The organism is Muribacter muris, assembly GCF_004569585.1.
Taxonomy (GTDB): domain Bacteria; phylum Pseudomonadota; class Gammaproteobacteria; order Enterobacterales; family Pasteurellaceae; genus Muribacter; species Muribacter muris.
Genome location: NZ_SPPA01000003.1, coordinates 1 through 25,999, shown reverse-complemented (window position 1 = coordinate 25,999; position 25,999 = coordinate 1). Strand labels below are relative to the sequence as shown.

Genomic DNA, 25,999 nt, shown 5'->3' with positions numbered 1-25,999 from the left:
CTATACCGCAGTGGTTTTGCTTATCCAGCCACACTGGTTTTTAGTAGAGCTCGGTTTCTTCTTGATGTTACTGCTGACCGGTTTACCGTTACCGGCAATTTCATCTCTGGCAATGGAGAGTGAAAGGGAACACGCCGGAGCAGCGTCTGCGCTGCTCGGCTTTGCACCGTTCTTTTTGGGCGGTATTGTTTCGCCACTGGTCGGCATTGGGAATATTTTCTACTCTTCCGCGGTAGTCATATCGGCTTGTGCGCTATTAGCACTGTGGCTCTACCTTAGCGTTAAAAATAAAGTTGAAAACTAAATAGCAAGCGGTCTGTTTGACGACATTTTTTGACATATCTAGCAGATTCACAAAATACCATTTTGAGCAAACGGTAGGGACGCAATGCTTGCGTCCGTTTAAGAAAATCTCAATATTATATAGCCGTTGCACAAAGTCGTTTTTTGTTCTCTTGTAGGGACACACTGCGTGTGTCCGGATTTTAACCTATTGAAATAATTTGATTTTTATAAAGGACACACGCAGTGTGTCCCTACATTCCGTTAAAATGTCTATTTTTGTGCATTTGCTACATAATACCGAAAAATCGTGAAATAATGCGATTTTATCGGACGCCAGAATGGAGTCCCTACAATGATATTGAAATATCTATTTTGTACGTTGGCGACATAATATTAGACACTTAAGTTAGTTAAACAGTGCTAAAAGTCTTTTTGATTACCTCGCCTGTAAACCAAGCGCATACAAAATAGCGTGATGTTTAAACGCTTAACCCTCATTTATTACCTCAATTTTCGCTTAGAGAAATAGCATTCTTCATATAAAATAACGCCCCTTTACGTTTTCCACTCTGGAAAACCCTGACTTGTTATCAGAAGAGAATTGAAATGTTACAAAAACCCGAACTTTTATCCCCTGCAGGTTCGCTGAAAAATATGCGTTATGCCTTTGCCTATGGGGCAGATGCCGTCTATGCGGGGCAGCCTCGTTACAGCCTGCGTGTGCGTAACAATGAATTTAACCACGCCAATTTGAAGATCGGTATTGATGAGGCCCACGCCCTCGGCAAAAAATTCTATGTGGTGGTGAACATCGCACCGCATAATTCCAAGCTCAAAACCTTTATTAAGGATTTGCAAGTGGTGGTGGATATGCAGCCCGATGCGTTGATTATGTCCGACCCCGGTCTGATTATGCTGGTGCGTGAACATTTTCCGCAAATGGATATTCACCTGTCGGTACAAGCCAATGCGGTAAACTGGGCAACGGTGAAATTCTGGAAACAGATGGGCTTAACCCGTGTAATTTTATCCCGTGAATTATCCATTGAAGAAATTGCCGAAATCCGTGAGCAAGTGCCGGATATGGAAATCGAAATTTTTGTTCACGGTGCGTTATGTATGGCGTATTCGGGGCGTTGCCTGCTCTCCGGCTATATCAACAAACGTGATCCGAACCAAGGCACTTGCACCAATGCGTGCCGTTGGGAATACCAAGTGGAAGAAGGTCAGGTTGATGATGTGGGGAACATTGTGTCGAAAATTGATCCGGCACAACAGATTGAGATCAAAAATGTCGCACCGACCTTAGGTGAGGGCGATACTACCAATAAAGTCTTTTTGTTAGCCGAAAGTCAAAAACCGGACGAGCAAATGACCGCTTTTGAAGACGAGCACGGCACTTACATTATGAACTCGAAAGATTTGCGTGCGGTGCAACACGTGGAAAAACTCGCTCAAATCGGCGTACATTCCCTCAAAATTGAAGGGCGTACCAAATCTTTCTACTATTGTGCCAGAACCGCCCAAGTTTACCGCAAAGCGATTGACGATGCCGCCGCAGGTAAGCCGTTCGACCCAGCATTGATGGATACCCTTGAGTCGCTGGCACACCGTGGCTATACGGAAGGTTTTCTACGCCGCCACACTCACGATGAATATCAAAACTACGAGTACGGCTACTCCATTTCCGAGCGTCAGCAATTTGTCGGTGAATTTACCGGCAAACGCAACGAACAAGGTATGGCGGAAGTGGCGGTTAAAAATAAATTCCTGCTCGGCGATGAAGTGGAAATGATGACACCGAAAGGCAATATCGTGTTTAAAATCGAGAGAATGCTCAACCGCAAAAACGAAGCGGTGGAAGCCGGCTTGGGGGACGGGCATTTTGTCTTTTTAGATGTGCCGCAGGATATTGAACTCCACTACGCCTTATTGATGCGTAATCTCGTCAATGCCAATACCCGCAACCCGCACCAGTAACAGAACAAGCGGTCGAATTTAGCGGTTTTTTTGCAAAATGTCCGGTATTATGTAGCAAAAATGCACAAAAATAGACATTTTAACAGAATGTAGGGACACACTGCGTGTGTCCTTTATAAAAATCAAATTATTTCAATAGGTTAAAATCCGGACACACGCAGTGTGTCCCTACAAGCGAACAAAAAACAACTTTGTGCAACCGCTACATAATATTGAAAATGTCCGACTCATCTAACCGCTTACAGACATTAAAAAAGCGACTTGAGCTACCTCAAGTCGCTTTTATCGTTTATTTAAACTAGGCTAAATTCTCTAAAAATGCCGGTAGGTTTTGTGCACCAACTTGTTGTGCGACCACTTCGCCGTTTTTGATAATCAGCAAGAACGGGATACTACGCACGCCGTATTGTGCCGGCACTTGTTGGTTTTCGTCCACGTTCATTTTCACGATCTTCGCTTTATCGCCGACTTGGGCGGCTAAATCGTCTAATACCGGCCCAATCGCACGGCAAGGGCCACACCACGGTGCCCAAAAGTCTAATAATACCGGCACATCTGATTTTAATACGTCTTGTTCAAACGTTGCATCGGTGGTATGAATTACACTGCTCATAGTCGTTCCTTATAGTGAGGTCAAAACAAAACGCTCCCACGAAGTGAAGCGTTAATAAGATGTTGCACAAGATAGGGATAATCGCCCTAAATTTCAAGTGATATTTTGTCGAAATTACGCCTGCTCGTCTTTCTCGTGCGGCAGGATTAAATTAAGCGTCAGCGCCAGCAACGAGCCGACCGTAATCCCCGATCCAAAAATCTCTTTCACAAATGAGGGTAATTTATCCAAAAGTTCGGGACGCGTCGTTACGGCTAAGCCACAACCGATCGAAATGGCAATAATCAAGCCGTTGCGTTTGCTGCGTTCCACTTTATCCAGCATTTGGATACCTGCCGCAATAATCATTGCAAACATCATCAAACCTGCGCCACCGAGTACCGGCATCGGAATTGACACTATCAACGCACCAAATACCGGAAACACACCGGCAAGCACCAATAACACGCCCATCATCGTTACCACATAGCGACTGGCAACGCCCGTCAGCGAGATCACGCCGATATTTTGTGAGAACGAAGAAAACGGCGTGGTGGACATTACCGCCGCCAACGCCGAGCCTAAACCATCACACAGCACCCCGCCACGCAAATGCTTGCCGGTAATCTCCGTTTGGGTCGCATTACCGAGGGCTAAAAAATTGCCGCTGGATTCGACAATGGTAACCAAATAGGCAATGCTCATTCCAATAATGCCGGAAATCGGAAACGCTAAACCGAAATGCAACGGCTGCGGCACGGCAAACCAATCGGCATTGTTCACATTGATGAAATCGATCATTCCCAGTGCTAACGCTACCAGATAGCCGACTAAAATCCCGATCACAATCGCCGCTGCCGAAAAAATGCCTTTGCCCCATTGCACTAAGGCAACCACCAAAACCAGCACAAACGCCGCCATCGCTAAATTAGCCGGATCAGCATAATGCGGATCGCCCTTTTGCCCGCCGGCAAACCAATCGACCGCCACCGGAATTAAGCTCAAACCGATCATCATCACTACCACACCGGTTACAACCGGCGGAAACAGTTTTCGCACATAGGGCATAAAAAAGCTGCCGACAATCATCACTAGCGAGCCGACAAGGGACGAACCCAAAATGCCCGCCACGCCGTATTCGCTAAAGCCGATCGCCAACGCCGCTGCCACAAAGGTAAAGCTCGTTCCCATCACACTCGGCAAACGCAAGCCGATCGACCCGATCCCTTGGCATTGAATGATCGTTACAATGCCTGAGACCAATAAGGCGGCATTGACTAACACAATCGTATCGGGCGTGGGCAATTTCAATACATTGCCCAATACTAAGGGGACGGCAATAATCCCGCCCAATGCCGCCAGTAAGTGTTGAGCGGCTAATAATAGCGTTAAACCAAAAGGCGGTTTTGCGTCCACCGGATAACGTAATTTTTGCATAGCGTAAACCTTCAATCAAAAAGGGTAAATTATACGCTGATTTTACCCTTTGGGCGATTATTTACCGCAACACGCGGTCGGTTTTTAGCGAGAAATTGCAAATGCCGTTTCGCTCGTCCCGCCAAGCGAAAAATGCCAAAATTGATCGCAGATTTTGCATATTCAAACTAGCCAAAACCAATCAAAATCGGTACAATCCAACGCTTGCATTTTGTTTAAAAGTGTTTAAAAAATGCAAATACTGTTGATTTTGGAGAACATTATGTCGTGGAACGCATCGGGCAATGGCAATTCGCAAGATCCTTGGGGGAAACCGGGACAAAAAAAGCCTGAACAAGAACAGCAAGGCACGGGGCAGCAGCCAGATCAAGCGCCTCAGTCTAAATCGGGTCAGCAACCGCCGGATTTAGAAGACGTTTTTAACAATTTACTGAAAAAAATAGGCGGCGGTAACGGCGGCAATCGAAACAGTTCAAACAGCCAGCCCCCCGTGTCATTCGGTAAATTTTTGCCGATTATTTTCGGTTTGGGCGCAATCGTTTGGGCTGCGTCCGGATTTTATACCATTCAAGAGGCGGAACGGGGCGTGGTTACCCGCTTCGGCAAATTGCACAGCATTCAAATGCCGGGCTTAAACTGGAAACCGACCTTTATCGACCAAGTGATTCCAACCAATGTGGAACAAGTCTCCGAGTTGAAAACCAGCGGGTCAATGCTCACCCAAGATGAAAATATGGTACAGGTTGAAATGACCGTGCAATACCGCATTGAAGATCCGGCAAAATACCATTTCAGCGTAACCAAGCCGGACGATAGCTTAAAACAAGCGACCGACAGTGCGCTACGCTATGTGATCGGGCATATGACAATGGACGATATTCTCACCACCGGCCGTGCGGTTGTGCGTGAAAAAACGTGGCATACCTTGCGGGAGATTATCAAAAACTACGATATGGGCTTGCTGGTTACAGATGTCAATTTCCAATACGCTCGCCCGCCGGAAGAGGTAAAAGCCGCTTTTGACGATGCGATTAAAGCCCAAGAGGACGAACAGCGACTGATCCGAGAAGCCGAAGCCTATGCCCGTGGTCAAGAACCGATTGCACGGGGTCAAGCGCAACGGATTATCGAACAAGCCAATGCTTACAAAGAGCAAGTGGTACTCAATGCGCGTGGTGAAGTAGAACGCTTCAGCCGATTATTGCCGGAATACCGTCAAGCAGCGGAAGTTACCCGTGAGCGCCTTTACATTCAAACGATGGAAAAGGTAATGAAAAACACGCCTAAGCTGATGATGGACAGTGCCAATGCGAATAATCTTGCCGTGCTGCCGCTTGATAAATTGATGGCAAAACCCAGCGTGAGCGAAACGGTTGCGCCGCCTGCGCCAATCCAACCGCAAATTGCGCCGGTGCAAACCACACCACCGGCACAGCCCGCACCGCAGCCAAGACAAACCGAGCGTAAAGGGAGATTTAAGTAATGCGTAAATTATTATTACCCGTTTTGGCAATTCTTGCGTTTATCGCCTATCAATCGGTCATCGTGGTACAAGAGGGGCAACGGGGTATTATGCTACGTTTTAGCAAAGTACACCGGGACGGCGAGAATAAAGTGGTGGTCTATGAACCGGGTTTACATTTTAAGCTCCCGCTTATCGATCAACTCAAAACCCTTGATGCCCGTATTAAAACCTTAGACGGCAAAGAGGATCGTTTTGTTACCGTTGAGAAAAAAGATCTATTGGTCGATTCCTATGTGAAATGGAAAATCAGCGACTTCGGGAAATTCTACACCTCAGTAGGCGGTGATTTCCGCAAAGCCGAAGATCTATTACGCCGCAAAGTCAATGACCGCTTACGTTCGGAAATCGGTTCTCGCACCATTAAAGATATTGTATCCGGCTCACGTGGCGAACTAATGGCAGGTGCACAAAAAGCGCTCAACACCGGTGAAGATGGTGCAGAACGTCTCGGCATTGAGGTGGTTGATGTGCGAGTGAAGCAAATCAATTTGCCGAATGAAGTATCTTCATCTATCTACCAACGTATGCAGGCAGAACGTGCCGCAGTCGCACGCGAACACCGCTCGCAAGGGGAAGAAAAAGCGGAGTTTATCCGTGCCGAAACCGATAAAAAAGTGGTGCTGATTATGGCAAACGCCAATAAAACCGCTGAAGAGTTAAAAGGTCAAGGTGATGCGCAAGCGGCGAAAATCTATGCAGACGCTTTCAAACAAGATCCGGATTTTTACCGTTTTGTGCGTAGCTTGAAGGCTTACGAAGAGAGCTTTGCGGAAGGTTCAAACAATATGATGCTGCTCAAACCGGACAGTGAATTTTTCCGCTTTATGAAAGCACCGACAAAATAGTTGTATCCAAAGACCCGAGTATTCGGGTCTTTTTACGTTTAAAACCGATTTACAAGCGGTCAGCTTTTGCTGAAAATTTGCAAAAATCAGCCTAAAACCGACCGCTTGCCCAATTTCAATCTAATAAAGAGGCTTTTTATTATGGGTAAAAGTGTTGCAATCCTTGGGGCGCAATGGGGCGACGAAGGAAAAGGCAAAATCGTTGATTTACTAACCGATCGTGTTAAATACGTTGTGCGTTATCAAGGCGGACACAATGCCGGTCATACCCTGATTATCAATGGGGAAAAAACTGTTCTGCGCCTGATTCCGTCCGGTATTTTACGGGATAATGTTACCTGCTTAATCGGCAACGGTGTGGTACTTTCTCCGGCGGCGTTAATGCAAGAAATGGGCGAGTTGGAGTCCCGTGGTATCAATGTGCGTGAACGGTTAAAAATTTCCGAGGCTTGCCCGCTGATTTTACCTTACCACGTGGCAATGGATCACGCCCGTGAAGCCGCACTCGGCAATAACAAAATCGGCACGACCGGTCGGGGTATCGGCCCTGCTTATGAAGATAAAGTCGCCCGTCGTGGCTTGCGTGTCAGCGACCTTTTCAACCGTGAAACCTTTGCGGCAAAATTAAAAACCATCTTGGAATACTACAATTTCCAACTGGTTCACTATTACAAAGTTGAGCCGGTCGATTATCAAAAAACCCTAGACGATGTGCTTGCGGTGGCAGATATTCTCACCGGTATGGTGGCGGATATTACCACCCTGCTGCATAAAGCCCGTGCCAACGGCGACAATATCCTGTTTGAAGGGGCGCAAGGCACAATGTTGGACATCGACCACGGTACTTATCCGTTTGTAACCAGTTCCAACACCACTGCCGGCGGGGTTGCTACCGGTTCCGGCTTCGGGCCTCGCAATTTAGACTATGTGCTAGGTATCATTAAAGCCTACTGTACCCGAGTCGGCTCCGGCCCGTTTACCACCGAATTATTTGACGAAACCGGTGCGGAAATTGCCCGTAAAGGTAACGAATTTGGTGCAGTAACCGGTCGCCCGCGCCGCTGTGGTTGGTTTGATGCGGTTGCGGTACGCCGTGCGATTCAAATCAATTCCATTTCCGGTTTTTGTATGACGAAATTAGACGTACTGGACGGCTTTGAAGAACTGAAAATTTGCGTTGCTTATAAAATGCCGAACGGCGAAATCGTGGAATATGCCCCAATGGCAGCCGCCGACTGGGAAGGGGTTGAGCCTATCTACGAAACCTTACCGGGTTGGAGCGAAAACACTTTCCGTGTAACCAAATGGGAAGATCTGCCGCAAAATGCGATCAACTACATTAAACGCATTGAAGAAGTGCTTGGTGTGCCGGTTGATATTCTTTCCACCGGCCCTGACCGAGTTGAGACAATGATTCTGCGTGATCCGTTTGCGCAATAAGTATTGACCCGAAAGGCTGTTGTTTAACAGCCTTTCTTTTTGCCAAAAACAACTCGGATCTGACCGCTTGCGTTGATTTTTTGGTTTAGCCGATCCGCTAAATTGTGTAGAATAGCCCAGATTTAATCTTATTTCAAAAGAGGATAAAGAATGAAAAGAGTGGTAATTACCGGTTTAGGGATTATTTCAAGTATCGGAAATAACAAAGCAGAAGTCTTAGCTTCGTTGCGTGAAGGCAAATCCGGTATTGAATTTGTGCCGGCATTTGCCGAAGTGGGTATGCGTAGCCAAATTGCCGGTACGATCAAGCTCAATCCTGCCGAGCTTATCGACCGTAAAGTCTATCGTTTTATGGGCGATGCCGCTGCCTACGCTTACCTTTCAATGAAAGAAGCGATTGAAGATGCCGGTTTAACCGAGGATCAAGTATCAAACGACCGCACCGGCTTAGTTATCGGTGCAGGCACGGGGTCAGCACACAGCCAATTAGTTGCCTGCGATGCGGTACGCGGCCCGCGTGGAGTGAAAGCCGTTGGCCCTTATGCCGTTACCAAAACGATGGCGTCCAGCGTGTCTGCTTGCCTTGCCACGCCGTATAAAATCCGTGGCGTCAATTACTCTATCAGCTCTGCCTGTGCGACCTCCGCACACTGTATCGGGCACGCAATGGAGCTGATCCAACTCGGCAAACAGGATATTGTCTTTGCCGGCGGTGCGGAAGAATTGTCTTGGGAATGTGCCACCGAATTTGATGCGATGGGTGCGGTGTCGACCAAATATAACGACACTCCGACCAAAGCCTCCCGCGCTTACGATGCCAACCGTGATGGCTTCGTCATTGCCGGCGGCGGTGCGGTGTTAGTCATCGAAGAATTAGAACACGCCCTAGCCCGTGGTGCAAAAATCTATGCGGAAATTGTCGGCTACGGCGCAACCTCGGACGGCTATGATATGGTCGCACCGAGCGGCGAAGGTGCGGTGCGTTGTATGAAACAAGCCCTTGCCACCGTAAACGGCGAAGTGGAATATATCAATGTACACGGTACATCAACGCCGGTGGGTGATGTAAAAGAATTAGGCGCAATCCGTGAAGTATTTGCGGATAAATCGCCGGCAATTTCTTCCACCAAATCAATGACCGGACACTCTCTCGGGGCAGCCGGTGCGCACGAGGCAATCTACTCGCTGTTGATGTTGGATAACGGCTTTATTGCACCAAGTATCAATATTGAGACCTTAGACGAGCAAGCCGAAGGGTTAAATATCATCACCGAACGTCAAGATAAAGCCTTAACGACCGTGATGTCCAATAGCTTCGGCTTCGGCGGTACGAACGCCTGCTTAGTGTTCCAAAAATATCAAGGCTAATTTCAATTTTAATATTTAGGGGCAAATTGCCCCGCTTTTCATTTTTATTTGGAGTGATGTGATGAAGTGCGTAAAATGGGCAATCGCCCTATTCAGTCTTGCATTTGCCACCGTATCAGTGGCAAACGTGTCGATCGAAATGTTTCAAATGAACCGCCAAGTCGGGCAGTTGCTTAATGCTGACTCCGCCGAAGCATTTCAACAAAGTGCCGACAAATTTATCGAAGCGGCAAATCAAGCAAAAGGCAAAATGCCCCGCAGCCTTAACGGCGATCAAAGCCAGTTTGCCGGCTATCAACAAGGAATGCAGGAAGTCATTGATGTGGTAAGTCAAGCGAAACTGCTCGCCGAACAAGGCAAATTAACCGAAGCGAAAGCGACTGCCGCACAACTTAATGCGCTTAAAAAGCTTTACCATTCGGAATATAAATAATCACTACAAGCGGTCGGATACGCTGAACAATCTGCAAAATATCACGATAATGTGGCACGCACTCGGTTCACATTTTGCAACGGTAACATAATTTCGTAAAATATTCGGCTAAACCGACCGCTTTCACTCTAACGCCTATGGAAAAATCACTCACCCGTCTCTTCGTTGCCGCCGCCTCGCTCGTCATTATTTTGGCGGGAATTAAGCTATCGGCAGAAATCGTTGTACCGTTTTTATTGTCGCTCTTTATTGCGATTATTTGCTCGCCGCTGATTAAGCTGATGACCGATCGCAAAGTGCCGCTTGGGGTCGCCATTACGCTCCTTTTTGTGCTGTTTGTGTCGATCTTTTTCTTTCTTGCCGGTTTAATCAACAGTACAATTCGTGAGTTTACCGCCTCCATTCCTCAATACAAAATCCTGCTATCTGAGCGTCTGACGACCTTGCTCCAACTGGCAGAACAGTGGCATATACCGATTAGCGTTTCCAAAGAAAACTTACTCGACCAGCTCGACCCGAGCGTGATGATGAATTTTATCAGCCGTCTATTATTGAGCTTTTCAGGGGTCGTAACCAACACCTTTGTCCTGCTGCTCGTGGTAGTCTTTATGCTCCTTGAAGCGCCAACCGCCAAGCATAAACTCGCCGTGGCATTAAGCGGGGATCCCCAGCATCTCGCCGACAAAGAAAATCATATTGATCGGGTACTGCAAGGGGTCATCAGCTATTTGGGAGTGAAAACCTTCGTCAGCCTACTCACCGGCTTCGGCGTTTGGCTACTGCTAGAACTGTGCGGGGTGCAATATGCAGTGCTATGGGCAACACTTAGCTTTTTGCTTAACTATATCCCCAATATCGGTTCGATTATTGCCAGTGTGCCAATTGTTCTGCAAGCCTTGCTGCTCAATGGCTTTTCAACGGGATTAGGGGTGGCTGTCGGGGTTATCGGTATCAATATGGTGATCGGCAATGTGCTTGAACCGAGAATGATGGGCAGAACCCTAGGGCTTTCCACATTAGTGGTGTTTTTATCGCTTCTCTTTTGGGGCTGGTTGCTCGGTACGGTGGGAATGCTGTTATCCGTACCGCTGACAATGGCACTCAAAATCGCTTTAGAATCCAGCCCGACCACGATTCGCTATGCCGGATTACTCGGCGAAGTGGCAGAAAAAGAGCGCTAACCGCCAAGATAAAAACAGTGAGCGTGGCTTAATCGTAACCTAGGCGTATTCCAACGCCGGGATAATGCCCGTAGCCGTTTCTTCCCCAGCCGTAATAGACACTCGGCGAAGCATAGGGATAGGGGTGCACCACGACTTTAACCACCTTCGGGCGTTTATCACTCTGATTAAGCTCCCACACCTTATCTACCGTTGCTTTGCCTGCTTCGGCATTGTGTATCCGCTGCTGATAGTCTGCTACGGCTTTCGTATCCAGCGGCACACTGCTCTGCTGCATCGGGGTAGAACAAGCCGCCAATAGCACAGCAATCCCCAATAATAACCATTTCTTCATTGTGAATTTCCCTCTATCTATTTTCGCTCATTCTACTTATTCAGCGTACAACAATCAATCCGCTTCTCGTTTGACAAGCGGTCGCATATCAGCATCATTTTGTTAATTTTCAATATTATGTAGCAGTTACACAACGTTGTTTTTGTTTATTTGTAGGGACACACTGCGTGTGTCCGGATTTTAACCGATTGAAATACTTTGATTTTTATAAAGGACACACGCAATGTGTCCCTACATTCTGTTAAAATGTCTATATTTGTGCATTTGCTACATAATACCGTTAATTTTGGAGAATAACCCACCGCTTGCTGGATATTATGTGCCAAAATCCTTGCCGTTATTCCACGCAACAGTGTATTCAAGGGGCAGCCTTGCGCTAGGAATTGCCGGCACAGCCGCTTTACCGATTGCCAGTAACATTACCGGCAGATAACGTGTCTGATCCACCTCCAGCATTGATAATACCGCATCACGATCAAAAATCCCAATGGCGTGGCTGTCATACCCCTTCGCTTTAACCACCAGCATTAGCTGCATTGCCGCTAAGCTGGCATCAATAAGCACCTGATCTCGGATCGCTGTATCACTCAAATGTTGGTGCATTTTAGTGAGAAAATCTAACGTTCGCTGTTTAAATGCTGCGTCCAAACAGCCCTGTTCCACGGAGCATTCAACAATAGTCGGCAGTAGTTGATCATAATGGCGATCCGCTAAAATCAAAATCACCGCCGCCGCACTCTCACAAGGCGGCGCGTTAAACGCCACTTTATCACTGAGCTGCGCTGTCTTTGCCGGATCATCAATCACGACAAACCGCCAAGGCTGCAAATTAGCTTTAGAGGGAGCAAGCTGGGCAAGAGCAAGCATTTCGGCTAATTCTGCCCGCTCGATTTTGACCTTTTCATCAAATAATTTTATCGTTTTACGTTGCATTATCGCATCAATAAGTTCCATTCTTTTTCCTCTTTTAGTACATTTCCAAACAATCTATTCTAAACAGATTGCCGATTTTTTCAGGCTTTTTTCTATTGAAATTGAAATAAATCAAACTTCATTCTTTTATGCTGTGGGGGTAAAATGCAAAGCGTTACGATTATCGGGCTTGGTTGGTTAGGCTTGCCGTTAGCCGAGTTTTTAGCCGAGCGAGGCTGGCAGGTTAGCGGGTCAAAGCGAACAGCGGATCAGCAAAATACATTGGCTAAGCGGGGGATTAGCCTTTATCCCTTTGAGTTGGGCAGCCGTTCAATACCGAATGGGTTATGCAATAGTCGGGCAATGGTGATTGCCGTTCCACCCAACCGTGCTGATTTAATCGGCTATCAACAGGGGATCACGCGGTTAGTTAAACAGGCGATGTTGCAAAAAGTACGCCATATTATTTTCATCAGTTCGACCTCCGTATTACCTCAGCGTGCCGGTCGATTTGATGAGAACAGTAAGCCGGAAGCGGACAATGCCACAAGCAACACACTGATTGAGCTGGAACATTGGCTGGGCGGTTTAGCCATTGAAGCGGATATTTTACGCTTGGCGGGTTTGGTCGGCAAACAGCGTCATCCCGTCTATGCTTTAGCCGGCAAATCGCAACTTGCCAATGCCAATCAGCCGGTCAATTTAGTGCATTTACAAGATTGTATTCAGGCAATTTATACGCTACTGTGCCACCCAAACGGGCAACGGCTCTATCATTTATGTGCGCCACACCACCCGACCCGCAGCGACTATTATCGCCGTATCGCCCGCCGACTTGGATTAGCCGATTTGCATTTTTTAGCGGATAATGCCCCGCTTGATCGGGTCATTCTCGCCACCAAAATTGAGCGGGAACTTGGCTTCCGTTACCAATTTCCCGATCCCGATTCGATGATTTAACTTTGAGAAACCGCCGCCCACGCTTCTTCGGTGAGCGGTTTTCCGAAGTGGTTTTCGATCAGCCGTTGAGTTATCGGGTGCTGCGGATTGAGTAAAATCTGTTTGGTATCGCCATACTCGACCACTTCACCGTTCTCCATTACCATCAATTTATCGGCAAGGTGTTTGATAATCCCCAAATTCTGCCCGATATAAATGTACGCCAGCCCCAACCGCTCCTGCAAATTCAGCATTAGGTTAATCAGTTGGCTGCGTACGGAAAAATCCACCGCACTGAGCGTATCGTCCACAATAATAATTTCAGGGTTGAGAATTAACGCCCGTGCCAGTGCAATCCGCTGTTTTTGGCTGCTGGAGGTGTGTTTAATCGGCACAAGGGTATGTTCGGGGTACATTCCGACTAATTTCAAAGCTCTGAAAATCCGCATATTGCGTTGCTCTTCCGAGAGTGAAATCGCCAGTTTAAGCGGTGAATCCAAAATTTGCCCGATATTGTAATTCGGATCAAACGCATCGTTCGGATCTTGAAAAATCATTCGGATCTTCTTTGCCCGAAAGGCGTAATCGCCAAAGGTCAGCGGCTGACCGTGAAACAGCATTGTGCCGGACGTCGGCTCGGTAATGCCGACTAACATTTTCGCTAAGGTCGATTTGCCCGCCCCGTTCGCCCCGATAATCGCTAAGGTTTCTTGCCGATTGAGGGTGAAAGAGACATCTTTCACCGCATAAAAGGTTTGGCGGCGGAATAATCCGACCCGATCTTGAAAACGTTTGGTCAGATGTTGAATATCAAGCAGTATTGTCATTTTCAAATGGAAAAAGACCGCTTGTACAAGCGGTCTGATCAAGTTAAAAGTTTACAAATTACAGCACGTTTACGCAGTTTAAGTCTTCGAAAGATTGCTCTAAGCGTTTAGACATCGACTCTTCCATTTTGCGTAACCATACGCGTGGATCGTAGTATTTTTTGTTCGGTGCGTCAGGACCGGTCGGGTTGCCTAATTGACCTTGCAAATACTCGTGGTTTGCTTTGTAGAACTGTAAAATACCGTCCCAAGATGCCCATTGTGTATCGGTATCAATGTTCATTTTGATTGCACCATAGCTGATCGCTTCACGGATCTCTTCACGGCTTGAGCCTGAACCGCCGTGGAATACGAAATCTAATGAATTGTGCGGGAGGTTACGTTCGGCAGACACAAATTTTTGTGAATCACCTAAGATAGACGGTTTTAATTTCACATTACCCGGTTTGTACACGCCGTGTACGTTCCCGAATGCCGCCGCAATGGTGAAACGTGGGCTGACCGGATTGAGCTGGTCGTAAACGTATAACACTTCGGACGGTTGAGTGTATAAACGGGCTTCATCAACATCGGAATTATCCACGCCGTCTTCTTCACCGCCGGTGATCCCGATTTCGATCTCAAGGGTCATTTCCATTTTGTTCATACGCTCAAGGTATTTTTTACAGATTTCCATATTTTCTTCGATTGGCTCTTCAGAAAGGTCAATCATATGGGAAGAGAATAGCGGTTTACCGGTTTCCGCAAAGAATTTTTCGCCCGCATCTAATAAGCCGTCAATCCAAGGCAATAAGTTTTTCGCTGCGTGGTCGGTGTGAAGAATAACCGGTACGCCGTACTCTTTCGCCAATTCGTGAACGTGTTTTGCACCGGCAACAGCACCTAATACGTCATTACGTGCACCGCTTGCCGATTTTAAACCTTTACCGGCATAGAATTGTGCGCCGCCGTTTGAGAATTGCACGATAACCGGCGCTTTAACACGGGCTGCCGTTTCCAATACCGCATTCACAGAGTCTGTACCGACACAGTTTACCGCAGGGATTGCGAAGTTATTTGCTTTTGCAAACGCAAATACTTTTTGAACGTCATCACCCGTTACTACACCCGGTTTTACGATGTCTAATAATTTTACCATTTTGAGTTCCTTATGATTTAAGATAATTCACTATTCTTGGGACGCAAAAATGCGTCCCTACATCAGAATAACCTTAGCCGTTTGCACGTTTTTCTAAAATTTCAACCGCCGGTAAGACTTTGCCTTCCACAAATTCTAAGAACGCACCGCCACCGGTTGAAATGTAGGAAATTTTATCGGCAATGCCAAATAAATCAATCGCCGCTAGTGTATCGCCACCGCCTGCAATTGAGAATGCACCGTTAGCGGTTGCTTCGGCAATCGCATTTGAGATCACTTCCGTCCCTTTGCGGAAGTTTGGAAATTCAAACACGCCAACCGGCCCGTTCCACAAAATTGTTTTTGCATTACGGATAATATTCGCCAGTTCTTCCGCCGATTTATCGCCGATATCGAAAATAGACTCGTCCGCTGCCACTTCATTCACTGCTTTATGGGTTGCAGGGGCAGTGTCGGAAAACTCCGTGCCGACACGCACGTCCACCGGCACCGGAATATTAGTCGCTTGGGATAAACGCTGCGCTTCAGGGATTAAATCCGCTTCATAAAGGGATTTACCCACGTTATGCCCTTGTGCCGCAATAAAGGTATTCGCAATACCACCGCCCACAATGAGCTGATCGGCAATTTTAGACAGCGAGTCTAACACGGTTAATTTTGTGGAGACTTTAGAACCGCCGACAATCGCTAACATCGGACGTTGCGGCTCTTTTAACGCTTTGCCTAATGCCTCTAATTCAGCGGCTAATAATGGGCCGGCACAAGCGACAGGCGCATATTCTGCCACGCCGTAAGTCGAGCCTTCCGCACGGTGTGCCGTGCCGAAAGCGTCCATCACAAATACATCGCAAAGTGCCGCATATTTTTTGGCTAATTCAGGATCGTTTTTCTTCTCACCTTTGTTGATACGCACATTTTCAAGCACGACGATTTCGTTTTCTTTTACGTCCACGCCGTCTAAATAATCACGCACTAAACGTACCGGCACGCCTAAATCCGCTTTATTCAGATAATCGACCACAGGTTGTAACGAGTTGGATTCTTCAAATACCCCTTCAGTCGGACGACCTAAGTGAGACGTTACCATCACTTTTGCCCCTTTTTGTAGGGCGAGTTTTAAGGTCGGAATGGTTGCACGAATACGGGCATCTGATGTAACTACACCGTCTTTTACCGGCACATTAAGGTCGGCACGAATAAAAAGACGCTTACCTGCAAGATCAAGGTCTGCCATTTTTTTTACGGACATAGTGAGTTCCTCTTTTGATTTTCAAAAATAAAAAACCGTTGGATTATATCAGTTTCACCGCAAATTAGGCGAATGTAGATCAAATTATTCTTGAATTTTGTCGGATTTTCTTCATTAAAAAAATTAATTTGTTACTCGACAAAAATGCAAAAACTGACTACATTTTAGCAAAAATTAACAACAAAATAGGATAAGCTTATGTCAAGCACAACAAAAAATCCACTGAGAGGCGGGATTATTCTTGCTCTCGATCTCATTTTATTCTTCTGCCTTCTCAACTGGCTGCCCTTTTCAGCGCAAGAAAATCGTGGGCTGGCTTTGCTGATTTTTGTCGGCGTTTTGTGGCTGACCGAAGCCTTTAATATCACCGTAACCTCGTTAATGATTCCCGTCTTTGCCATCGCCCTCAACGTACTGCCCACCAAAGCGGCGTTTGCCCCCTTCTCCGAACCGATTATTTTTATGTTCTTCGGCGGTTTTGTCATTGCAGCGGTACTCAATATTCAGAAAATTGATTTATGGATTGCCAGCCATATTATCCGACTTGCCAAAGGCAATTTAAAACTGACGGTTATCTACCTATTTGGTGTAACGGCACTGCTTTCTCTGTTTATCAATAATACGGCAGTGGCAGCAATGATGCTGCCGCTTACGCTTGGCATTTTGCATCAGGTTGATCTCAAAACGAACCGTGCGCTTTATGTGTTTGTGTTACTCGGCATTGCATTTAGCTCTAGCATTGGCGGTATCGGGACTTTGGTCGGCAGTGCGCCGAATGCAATTCTCGCCTCTCAACTGAAAATCAGCTTTTCCGAGTGGCTGCCTTACGGAATGCCTGTTGCCGTTTTGCTGATGATTGCGATGGTCATCACACTCCTAGTGGTATTACGCCCGAACTTTAACGTCAAATTTGAAGCAAATGTTGAAACCATCCCCCTCACACCGCAACGTATTACAACCCTTGTGATCTTCTCTGTTACCGCTATTTTATTAGTTTTGAGTAGCAAAATTGAACCGCTATTACGGGAATTACTGGCATTAAATTATCAAATTAAAAACTTTGATGCGGTGATCGCAATGGTTGCCGTCTTGGCGTTTTGTGTCTGTAACACGGCAAGCTGGCAACAAATTCAATCCCGAACTGAATGGAGCGTCTTGATGTTATTCGGCGGCGGTTTAGTGCTAAGTATTGTGTTACGGGAAACCGGTGCAAGTAAAATTCTTGCCGATACAATCGTTCACTTTATCGGCGCACAGCATTGGCTGGTGATGACGATTGTAATGACCGCCTTTATCGTCTTTTTAACCGAATTTACCTCCAATACCGCCAGTGCCGCTCTGCTAATGCCGATTTACATCTCGGTCGCAAACGGTTTGGGTTTACCACCGGTATCCCTTGCCGCGATTATCGCCTGCGGAGCGTCTTGTGCCTTTATGTTGCCGATTGCTACCCCGCCAAATGCGATTGTGTTCTCAACGGGCTATATCAAACAGAGCGAAATGGTTAAAGTGGGGATTATCCTTAACCTCGCCTGCGTTGCCGTTATCGGTTCGCTCTCTTATTTCTTCTGGATGACTTGGTGGTAAGAGAATTTACAAAAAGCACGGTATTATGTAGCCAAGCACAAAATAGCAATTTCAATATCATTGTAGGGACGCCATGCTGGCGTCCATTATAAAATCGCCTCACTTTAACGATTTTACGGTATTATGTAGCAAATGCACAAAAATAGACATTTTAACAGAATGTAGGGACACACTGCGTGTGTCCTTTATAAAAATCAAATTATTTCAATAGGTTAAAATCCGGACACACGCAGTGTGTCCCTCGTATATCTAAATTAAGTTATACTCCGCAACATAACCCGTTATCGGCATCTCGTTGTGTCCCTCGAAAGCACTTCGTCCCGTAGCTTAGAGAGCCGATAACATTCATCACAAAAACCGTACAGTTGCACGCATAGCACCCGAATACAAGGCAGGTGACAGTGAACGGACAAATTTACTGTGGTATAGATGTTGCCAAACGCCATTTTGTTGTGGGATTAAGCGGTCGCAAACAGACCAAAACCTTTACTCACCATCCCAAAGGGATTCAACAGGCGGTCGAATACCTGCAAAAATCCGCAAATGTGGACTTAATCGTCCTTGAAAGCACAAGCGGGCTGGAAATCCCGCTTGCCAAAGCCCTTTATCGTGCGGACTTTCGCGTGGTGATTGCCAATCCTCACCAAGCGCATCTGTTTTCCCTCTCTAAATCCTTGGCGAAAACCGATGCCAAAGACGCCAAAATGCCGGCATCATACGCTCAAATGTTGGTCTTGTATGGCGAGGTTGACACACGGCTTTATACGCCTCCAACACCTGAGCAAGCGCAGTTAGAAGCCCTTGTGCTACGCCGTACGCAGCTTGTTGTGGCAATACGTGTGGCGGAGAAAAACCGCTTGACGATTATCCACGCCAGTCAAAAGGCGAGTGTCGAACAGCTGATTGCCCATTTTGACCGTCTCATTGCTGAGCCGGAAAATGCCATTGCACAAGCCACCTTAGCCTTTGACGACAAGGCAAAAAAGTTTAAAGACATCAAAGGCATCGGACCGATAACCACGGCGACTTTGGTGTCAATGTTACCCGAACTGGGGCAGCTTAAGTACAAGCAAATCGCTTCGCTGGTGGGTGTCGCGCCGCACCCGAAAGAGAGTGGCAACACCAAGTGGAAAAGCCGTTGCTCAGGCGGTCGCAAAGCGGTTCGCAACGTGTTATATCAAGCAGCCAATGTCGCCCGAAAACACGAACCCAAGTTCAACGCATTTTATGAACGCCTACGGGCAAAAGGCAAGCCCTTTAAAGTGGCACTTAATGCCTGTATGCGTAAACTTTTGACCGTGATTAACGCCATCATCCGTGATGGCTCACAGTGGCAGCCTCTGGCTGTTTAATGTCTCTTTCCAAGATTTGGGGATACAGTTGCTACTATAAAAAGTCGATAAGAAAAGACCGCTTGCCTTGCTGACAAGCGGTCTATTATCCGAGAAAATTTGCAAAGAAGAAATGCCCTCTCCCTTATAGAAGGGGCAACATTAGGCTTTAAAATTTATTTCTCATCGACTGTTTGAGGAGTTTGTGTCTCCACCGCAGAGGTTTGCGCTTTTGCCTTTTCTTCTTCTGTTGGTGTAACTTGGCTGTTCATTGTTCTGCGTTGTAATTCGTGATTTTGAATTAGCACGTTCAAACGACGTTGCTGATCTTCAAGCTGTTCTGCTGACGGTTGCTCTTTTGTCGGTGTGTTATAGCTCACCGTTTGAATGGAGCTTGCCAAAGGCAAGGTTTGCAAAATCGGCTGTTCTAACTGCTGTGCGACCTCATCGCCGGATTTCAGATAGTTCACCCCGAAAACCGCCATCAAACAGACCGATGCCGCAATACCTGCTTGCATTAACGGCATACTCCAACGTTTCAACGTTAACAATAAACCACGCGGTTTTTCCAATTGTGCAGGGGCTTTTTCGATCGTCTCATTCTCAATCAATGCTTCCATTTTGGCAGAAAAATCTGCACCAAGCAGAATGTCTTCACCACGCATTACGCTACGGGCAAGATGATAGCTCGCCCATTTCTTTTGTAACGCCTCGTCTTGACACAATGTCTCAGTGAACTCACCGCTTACATTGTCGCCGTCCATATAGGCGGAAAGTGATTCTTTATGTTGCATAGATAACTCCGGTGCTATTCGTTTTTTTAAATTATTGAATTAAAGGATTAATTTTTTCATCAATCGCTTCTCTCGCTCTGAAAATGCGAGAACGTACTGTACCGATCGGGCATTGCATCGCTTCGGCGATCTCCTCATAACTCAGCCCTTCCAACTCCCTGAGGGTAATAGCGGTTTTCAGATCCGCCGGCAGCCCTTCAATCGTTTCAAACACCACCCGTTTTAATTCTTCGGATAGAATTAAATTTTCCGGTGTATCGGCTTCCCGAAGGTGTACGCCACTGTCATAACTTTCGGCATCTTCCGCCAAAATATCTTCTTTGGGCGGACGTCTGCCTAACGAGGTTAAATGGTTTTTGGCGGTATTGACCGCTATACGATAAAGCCAAGTGTAAAAAGCACTTTCCCCACGGAAAGACTCTAATGAACGGTAGGCCTTAATAAAAGATTCTTGCACAATATCGGGAATATCGTCTCGTGCGACATAGCGTGTCAGCAATCCTGCGACTCTATTTTGATAACGCACGACGAGTAAATTAAATGCTTTTTTATCACCTTGTTGTGCAAGCTCAACCAATGCTTGATCGGTTATTTGCTCACTCATCTATTTGCGTTCTCCTAACTACTACGCTTTTTATTCGCTCCGCACGCTTTATTAGTCGTTTGGAAGAAGAAAAAGTTCACTCTCATCATTGAATTCTAAAAATAAATTAATCTTTCGGTTGGAAACCACGCAGCCGTTTCCCCCAGCCAATAAGGATAACAACCGCACAGATTGCCCAAATCAACCAACGCCCAAACTCGGCAAACCACGTTTTCCCTACGGTTGAATGCAACGTAGCCGTCAAAGTATCGGCTTCAAACTGTGGCAGTTGTGCTATTAATTTACCATTCTCGTCAATAAACGCCGTAACACCTGTATTGGTCGACCGCACTAAAGGTTTCCCCAGCTCTAACGCTCTCATTCGAGCCATCTGGAAATGCTGCCAAGGTCCAATGCTCGTACCAAACCACGCATCATTAGAAATGGTGAGAAGATAATCGGCATTACCTGCTTTTTGATTTTGCTGCACCTGCTCGCCATAGATAATTTCATAACAAATCGCTAAATTAAAGCGGCGCTTGCCTGCAATCAAAGGCGACTGAATATAATCACCTTGCGATAAATTGATTGGCAACACAAACACCTCCCGCATCCAATCTAGCAAACTGCCAAACGGTACATATTCACCAAAAGGCACAAGATGATGTTTATTGTAACGAGGTGAACTTGCCAACGCATAAGGCATTTCCGGATTGCCGACCACCACTGCGCTATTAAATAGCCCCCGCTCACTTTGGTGCAATGTGCCAATAATCAGTTCACTGCCTTTTTCTGCTGCCGCGATTTGAAGCTGATTCAACAGCGGCTCAATCTGGCTTTCCAACGCTGGAATTGCCGACTCCGGCAGGATAATCACCTCACTTTTACCTAAGACTTGCCCGATCAAACGCTGGTAGGTTTGCAATGTTTCATTGAAATACGCCGGATCCCATTTCATCTTCTGCTCAATATTCCCTTGAATCAGGCTGATCGTTACCGGCGGTTTGCTGTTATCGACTTCAACAAATTGTACAAAGCGACTCGTCCAAGCAAAAATGACGATGATGCAAAGGCTAAAGCAAGCGGTCAGATTGTGCTGCTTTGTTGTAAAGTGGCGAAAAATTTGCACTAAGTAACCGCTTGTCAGGATCACAAAGAAAGTCAGCCCCTCCACTCCAAACAGTTGAGCCAGTCGGGCAAACGGGCTATCAATCAAGCTATACCCAAACTGCAACCAAGGAAAACCGGTAAAGACAACTTCCCGCAAATATTCCGTCAAGGTAAATAGGCTGGCTAAAATCCAAGGGTTTGTCAGCTTAAAACGTTGGGATAGATAACCGAAAAGTAGCGGATAAAGTGCAAGATAGGCAGCTAATAGCACCACCGCCAGATAGCTAACAACTTCAGGAACGCCACCAAATTGGATCATACTGACCTGTACCCAATTTACCCCCACTGCAAAATAGCTAAGCCCCCAAAGAAAAACACTCAGTAAGGCACCTTTTTGATGTGGCTGGGTCGCTAACCAGATTAAACCGAATGCTGAAAGAAAGCTCACGCCCCAATAATCAAAGGGAGAATACGCTAAGACGCCAATTCCCCCTAACATCAGGCTTAAGCAAGAGGCCAGAAACGAGGATTTTTTTGCAATCATCATTCGCTCAGGCTCTCTTTGGGTTCATTACCTGCCATTTGAGCAAGCTGTTCATCGCTCACTTTTACTCGCAACTGAATTAAACGGCGGCTGTCTGCCGAGGTTACTTTAAACACCATTCCCTTTAACTCAATTTCTTCGCCCCGCTTTGGTAAATGCCCGAAAGCCTGCATCACTAAGCCGCCCACCGTATCGACTTCTTCATCATCAAATTGCACTGCAAATTGCTGGTTAAACTTCTCAATATCCGTGAGGGCAGAAACCGCATAGGTATGCTGTGAAAGCTGACGAATCGGTTCAATTTCTTCCTCATCAAACTCATCTTCAATATCGCCGACAATCTGCTCCAAAATATCTTCAATCGTAACCAATCCCGAAACAGCACCAAATTCATCGACCACAATCGCCATATGAAAACGCTCGGAACGGAACTCTTTTAACATTCGATCAACCCGCTTACTTTCCGGTACAATCACCGCCGGACGTAAAATCGCTTCCATATCAAAAGGTTCGGAATCGGAGCGAAGGTATTTAAGTAAATCTTTTGCAAGTAAAATTCCCTCGATCGTTTCCTTGCCGTCCCGAATTACAGGAAAACGGGAGTGTGCCGATTCAATAATAATATCCACGCACTGTTCAAGGGGCTGGTTGGCATCAATCGACACAATTTGCGGGCGGGGAATCATAATATCCCGCACACGCAACTCGGAGATTTCCATTACCCCTTCGATCATCTCTTTGGTGTCACTATCAATCAATTCGTTTTCAGCAGAATCCCGAATTACCTCAACCAAATCCTCACGATTTTTCGGCTCCTGCTGAAATAAGCCACTAAATAACGACTTAAAAAACGGTTTTTTATCCAGCGTATTTACGCTATGTTGGTCATCACTCATTGAATATACTCATTAAAAATAATTTGTAAAAATTATCACAAATCTTAGCAAAAATCGACAAAATCGCCTATAGACGCTTTCTATTTACATAAATTTAGCATAGGATATAAGCAATTTTTTCTCACTGATTAAGGAATAAATGATGACAAAATTTGCCCGCATTGCGCTCTCATTAGCTGCGTTTAGTCTCTCGACAACCGCACTGGCAGGAACACTCACGAGCTCATCTAACCTCACAATTCTTGCATTTGACGGTCAAAAAGTAAAAAAAGGCACTCATTTGCAAGTCAGCGAAAACAAAGAACATCAGGTCGTTGTTGAAGTATCGAGTCTGTATCAATCCGGTTCGGATAAACATTTTTTTGAATCGCAACCTATCGTTATCCGTTTTAACGGTAGCGACGAAGATGTAAAGCTCAATGCGCCTAACCTTCAAACCGATCTAGCAATCTCTAAATTTAAAAAATCACCCACTTTCGAGCTAAAAACCACATCTGGTAAGACTTTAAACTACCAACAAGATTATTTAAAAGGCGAAGGCTTTATGCCAAATTCTCATATTGTCGACAATCTGGCACATTACAATGCCGGTAACAGCAACGCTGCCGTGAAAAATCTGGCGGCTAACACAGCCGCTGTTGTGCAAAATACTAAAACATCAAAAGGCAAAATCACCGTACAAGGTGAAAATATTGCCGAACAACAATTACAATATTGGTTCCAACAAGCCGATAAAAATACCCAAAAACGCTTCTTAGATTGGGTGAAAAAACAATAGCGGAAAATTAGCTAGCACATTGCAAATGCATCGGCTTATCCGTTTGTTCTGTTTCAATCAGTAAGAAGCAGACCGCTTGTCAGTCATATTTCACCGCTCACAAGCGGTCAGTGTTACCCGATTTTTGCAAAAATAAAAATCCCTTCGGAAAAGAAGGGATCTGATAGTGATTGAGCTGAGTTATTGATTAGCTTTTGTTCTAGCTCTATGCTCTTCCAACCGTTTAATATTGTGCGGTAACATCTTACGGCTTGTACAAGCTGATGAATAACCTAGACTACAAGCTTGAGCATATAATTTCTCAGCCTTATCATAATCTGTAACACCACAGAAACCATAAAGATACCAATCAGCTAATCATCTAAAGCTTTTGCTTTTTCTCTCAAATAAGCATCCTGTGCAATAACCTCATTATATAAACGCCTTGCCTTAGAGCATTCTTTGAAGGTATATCGATACTGGAAAGCTAGCGCATTTTCAGCTGTAACAACTTTCTCTCTGCTGGCAAATACCCTCGTGAAAAAGCATCTTTATACAGACTAAAACTCTTTTTAAATTGCTTTTCTACGTCACTAAACTTAACTTCTGGATTACTTATAGCCTCAATAACTAACTTTTCTGCATCACGTGTTATCTGTTGCGCTTGCTTAAATAGCTCTTCCCCTGTCTGAGCAGGGGAAGAGAAAGTCCTAACGGTAAATGCTATAGCAACTATAGCGATAACAGAAATACTAGCAGTCAGAATGCCCATTAGCACTTTCATTGAATTCATTTTTTCACGCACTCAATTTTCTCAATCGTAAAGTTCACGCTTTTTCCATATCCTAAATACAACTGTTGAGCAATATACCCTACAGCACGAAAAGCAGCTAATTGTTCATCTTCAGCCTCAACAAAATGAAAACTAGCATCAGCAGTTTGACTTTTTATGGGGTACTGATTCTTTTTGCATAACTAAAGAAGAAATAATTTGGTGCGAAAAAAATGCGGAGAAGCTAGGAATTGCAAGGCTCTCCGCATTTTTGGTTTTGAATGTTATGCAAAAAGCAAAATGGGCAAAAATGGTTGAAAATGGGCTATTTTTGCGAAACTTTTTGCATAACTTGGGTAGGTTTTAAAAGGGTTTTAAACCAATTTTAGTCATCATTTGCCGATTGTCCCCCTCTTTGCCTGTTCTGCTTTTCAAATTTATCAATCATAGCCCTAATTTCTCGTTTATTATCTTCTGTTAGATTCTCGTTCGTATCTATGTCTGTATGATAAATGTTATTCTGAATCCCAATAACGTTACCTTCAACATAGTTTATAATTTGAGAGGGATGCTGGTTAGGCTTTTGCCCTTTAGGGCTAGAACTATCATCAATTAAATTTAAAAATGCTTGTTTATCCATAAGTTACGCTACTAATTTTTCTGCAAGTTGAACAATGAAAGTATTATTATTTTCTTTATCATCGGTTTCATCTTCGGAAAGCAGTCCATAGATAATCCACACCATTTGGGCTTTGTTCTCCGAAGTCATCACCCTTTGCCTTATTTCTAAAATTTCTTCTAACGTTTCTATGGCTGTAATCAAACGTTTTTTGCTAATGAATGCCATATCATCGTTTTGTCTATTTACCTCCTTATCTTGAGCCGCAGCGATAACTACTCGCTGATGTTCTTGTTGTGGCAATTGTTCGTCTAATTCACCAGTAAGCAAATAGTTAAGGCTAACCCCTAATTCATTTGCAATCGTAATAATCATTGAGGCTTGGGGGGGGTGTCAATGATCTTCCAAAATTGAACCACAAAGATCCTTTAAAAGTGATCCACTTTTATTATTTCTTAATTACGATGTTTAAATCGATAAGATTCATTACCCGTTTCTAAAATATGGCAATGGTGAATTAA

26 protein-coding genes are annotated in these 25,999 nt (G+C 45.4%); 12 read left to right on the top strand and 14 right to left on the bottom strand.

The window, feature by feature from the left end; translation table 11 throughout:
- Positions 1-64 precede the first annotated feature (64 nt).
- Positions 65-304 (top strand): hypothetical protein, encoded by a 240-nt coding sequence (locus E4T80_RS13075; RefSeq protein WP_228064829.1) that lies wholly within the window; start codon positions 65-67, stop codon positions 302-304.
- Between the two features lie 587 nt (positions 305-891).
- Positions 892-2,265 (top strand): prephenate-dependent tRNA uridine(34) hydroxylase TrhP, encoded by a 1,374-nt coding sequence (gene trhP / locus E4T80_RS01835; RefSeq protein ID WP_135054418.1) that lies wholly within the window; start codon positions 892-894, stop codon positions 2,263-2,265.
- A 298-nt stretch (positions 2,266-2,563) separates the two neighbouring features.
- On the opposite strand, the gene trxA is transcribed toward trhP, so the two are convergent.
- Positions 2,564-2,878, bottom strand: coding sequence for a thioredoxin (trxA, locus tag E4T80_RS01830; protein WP_047976858.1), 315 nt, complete (start codon positions 2,876-2,878; stop codon positions 2,564-2,566).
- Between the two features lie 114 nt (positions 2,879-2,992).
- Positions 2,993-4,294, bottom strand: a complete 1,302-nt coding sequence (locus E4T80_RS01825) for a nucleobase:cation symporter-2 family protein (protein WP_135054416.1) — start codon at positions 4,292-4,294, stop codon at positions 2,993-2,995.
- A gap of 262 nt (positions 4,295-4,556) precedes the next feature.
- On the opposite strand from E4T80_RS01825, the gene hflK reads away from it, so the two are divergent.
- The 6 genes from hflK to E4T80_RS01795 all read left to right on the top strand — a co-directional run bounded on the left by hflK (position 4,557) and on the right by E4T80_RS01795 (position 11,086).
- Complete coding sequence (hflK, locus tag E4T80_RS01820) at positions 4,557-5,777, top strand: FtsH protease activity modulator HflK (RefSeq protein WP_135054414.1); 1,221 nt, start codon at positions 4,557-4,559, stop codon at positions 5,775-5,777.
- Positions 5,777-6,664: a protease modulator HflC gene (hflC, locus tag E4T80_RS01815; RefSeq protein WP_135054412.1), complete on the top strand. Its 888-nt coding sequence runs from the start codon at positions 5,777-5,779 to the stop codon at positions 6,662-6,664. Before hflK ends, hflC begins: the two co-directional genes overlap by 1 nt.
- A gap of 141 nt (positions 6,665-6,805) precedes the next feature.
- Entirely contained in the window at positions 6,806-8,104 is a 1,299-nt protein-coding gene (locus E4T80_RS01810; protein WP_047976854.1) for an adenylosuccinate synthase, read from the top strand.
- 150 nt (positions 8,105-8,254) lie between these two features.
- Positions 8,255-9,472, top strand: a complete 1,218-nt coding sequence (gene fabB / locus E4T80_RS01805) for a beta-ketoacyl-ACP synthase I (protein WP_135054409.1) — start codon at positions 8,255-8,257, stop codon at positions 9,470-9,472.
- 61 nt (positions 9,473-9,533) lie between these two features.
- Complete coding sequence (locus E4T80_RS01800) at positions 9,534-9,905, top strand: cytochrome b562 (RefSeq protein ID WP_135054408.1); 372 nt, start codon at positions 9,534-9,536, stop codon at positions 9,903-9,905.
- 137 nt (positions 9,906-10,042) lie between these two features.
- Positions 10,043-11,086 carry an AI-2E family transporter gene (locus tag E4T80_RS01795; protein ID WP_135054406.1) on the top strand — a complete coding sequence of 348 codons (1,044 nt, stop codon included), beginning with the start codon at positions 10,043-10,045 and terminating at the stop codon, positions 11,084-11,086.
- A gap of 28 nt (positions 11,087-11,114) precedes the next feature.
- Here the strand turns inward: E4T80_RS01795 and E4T80_RS01790 are convergent, their stop codons facing one another.
- The gene (locus E4T80_RS01790) at positions 11,115-11,420 is read right to left on the bottom strand and encodes a hypothetical protein (RefSeq protein ID WP_135054404.1); all 306 of its coding nucleotides are present in this window, start codon (positions 11,418-11,420) and stop codon (positions 11,115-11,117) included.
- Between the two features lie 315 nt (positions 11,421-11,735).
- Positions 11,736-12,374: a nitroreductase family protein gene (locus E4T80_RS01785; RefSeq protein ID WP_135054402.1), complete on the bottom strand. Its 639-nt coding sequence runs from the start codon at positions 12,372-12,374 to the stop codon at positions 11,736-11,738.
- Positions 12,375-12,497: 123 nt separating this feature from the next.
- Between E4T80_RS01785 and E4T80_RS01780 the strand changes: the two genes are divergently transcribed.
- Positions 12,498-13,292, top strand: a complete 795-nt coding sequence (locus E4T80_RS01780; RefSeq protein ID WP_135054401.1) for an NAD(P)-binding domain-containing protein — start codon at positions 12,498-12,500, stop codon at positions 13,290-13,292.
- Here the strand turns inward: E4T80_RS01780 and E4T80_RS01775 are convergent.
- From E4T80_RS01775 to E4T80_RS01765, 3 genes are all read right to left on the bottom strand, one after another.
- Complete coding sequence (locus E4T80_RS01775; protein ID WP_135054400.1) at positions 13,289-14,098, bottom strand: peptide ABC transporter ATP-binding protein; 810 nt, start codon at positions 14,096-14,098, stop codon at positions 13,289-13,291. The two genes, E4T80_RS01780 and E4T80_RS01775, sit on opposite strands and share 4 nt — an antisense overlap.
- Positions 14,099-14,156: 58 nt before the next feature.
- On the bottom strand, positions 14,157-15,236 hold the full coding sequence (gene fbaA, locus E4T80_RS01770; protein ID WP_135054398.1) for a class II fructose-bisphosphate aldolase: 1,080 nt from the start codon (positions 15,234-15,236) through the stop codon (positions 14,157-14,159).
- 73 nt (positions 15,237-15,309) lie between these two features.
- Positions 15,310-16,485 (bottom strand): phosphoglycerate kinase, encoded by a 1,176-nt coding sequence (locus E4T80_RS01765; protein WP_135054396.1) that lies wholly within the window; start codon positions 16,483-16,485, stop codon positions 15,310-15,312.
- A 198-nt stretch (positions 16,486-16,683) separates the two neighbouring features.
- Here E4T80_RS01765 and E4T80_RS01760 point away from each other — a divergent pair, with 198 nt between their 5' ends.
- Together E4T80_RS01760 and E4T80_RS01755 are read left to right on the top strand one after the other, a co-directional pair.
- Positions 16,684-18,072, top strand: coding sequence for an SLC13 family permease (locus tag E4T80_RS01760; RefSeq protein ID WP_135054394.1), 1,389 nt, complete (start codon positions 16,684-16,686; stop codon positions 18,070-18,072).
- Between the two features lie 413 nt (positions 18,073-18,485).
- Positions 18,486-19,424 (top strand): IS110 family RNA-guided transposase, encoded by a 939-nt coding sequence (locus E4T80_RS01755; protein ID WP_135054607.1) that lies wholly within the window; start codon positions 18,486-18,488, stop codon positions 19,422-19,424.
- 155 nt (positions 19,425-19,579) lie between these two features.
- On the opposite strand, the gene E4T80_RS01750 is transcribed toward E4T80_RS01755, so the two are convergent.
- The 4 genes from E4T80_RS01750 to corC all read right to left on the bottom strand — a co-directional run bounded on the left by E4T80_RS01750 (position 19,580) and on the right by corC (position 23,330).
- Entirely contained in the window at positions 19,580-20,197 is a 618-nt protein-coding gene (locus tag E4T80_RS01750; protein ID WP_135054392.1) for a sigma-E factor negative regulatory protein, read from the bottom strand.
- Positions 20,198-20,228: 31 nt separating this feature from the next.
- Positions 20,229-20,801: an RNA polymerase sigma factor RpoE gene (gene rpoE, locus E4T80_RS01745; protein ID WP_135054390.1), complete on the bottom strand. Its 573-nt coding sequence runs from the start codon at positions 20,799-20,801 to the stop codon at positions 20,229-20,231.
- A gap of 106 nt (positions 20,802-20,907) precedes the next feature.
- A complete protein-coding gene (lnt, locus tag E4T80_RS01740; RefSeq protein ID WP_135054388.1) occupies positions 20,908-22,437 on the bottom strand; it encodes an apolipoprotein N-acyltransferase in 1,530 nt (509 codons plus the stop codon).
- Entirely contained in the window at positions 22,434-23,330 is an 897-nt protein-coding gene (gene corC / locus E4T80_RS01735; RefSeq protein WP_135054386.1) for a CNNM family magnesium/cobalt transport protein CorC, read from the bottom strand. Before corC ends, lnt begins: the two co-directional genes overlap by 4 nt.
- Positions 23,331-23,469: 139 nt before the next feature.
- On the opposite strand from corC, the gene E4T80_RS01730 reads away from it, so the two are divergent.
- Positions 23,470-24,108 (top strand): curli polymerization inhibitor CsgI-related protein, encoded by a 639-nt coding sequence (locus tag E4T80_RS01730; protein WP_135054384.1) that lies wholly within the window; start codon positions 23,470-23,472, stop codon positions 24,106-24,108.
- A 466-nt stretch (positions 24,109-24,574) separates the two neighbouring features.
- On the opposite strand, the gene E4T80_RS01725 is transcribed toward E4T80_RS01730, so the two are convergent.
- The 3 genes from E4T80_RS01725 to E4T80_RS13070 all read right to left on the bottom strand — a co-directional run bounded on the left by E4T80_RS01725 (position 24,575) and on the right by E4T80_RS13070 (position 25,853).
- Positions 24,575-24,892, bottom strand: a complete 318-nt coding sequence (locus tag E4T80_RS01725; protein ID WP_135054382.1) for a hypothetical protein — start codon at positions 24,890-24,892, stop codon at positions 24,575-24,577.
- A gap of 352 nt (positions 24,893-25,244) precedes the next feature.
- On the bottom strand, positions 25,245-25,499 hold the full coding sequence (locus E4T80_RS01720) for a hypothetical protein (protein ID WP_135054380.1): 255 nt from the start codon (positions 25,497-25,499) through the stop codon (positions 25,245-25,247).
- Positions 25,500-25,502: 3 nt separating this feature from the next.
- Positions 25,503-25,853: a hypothetical protein gene (locus tag E4T80_RS13070; protein ID WP_228064837.1), complete on the bottom strand. Its 351-nt coding sequence runs from the start codon at positions 25,851-25,853 to the stop codon at positions 25,503-25,505.
- Positions 25,854-25,999 lie beyond the last annotated feature (146 nt).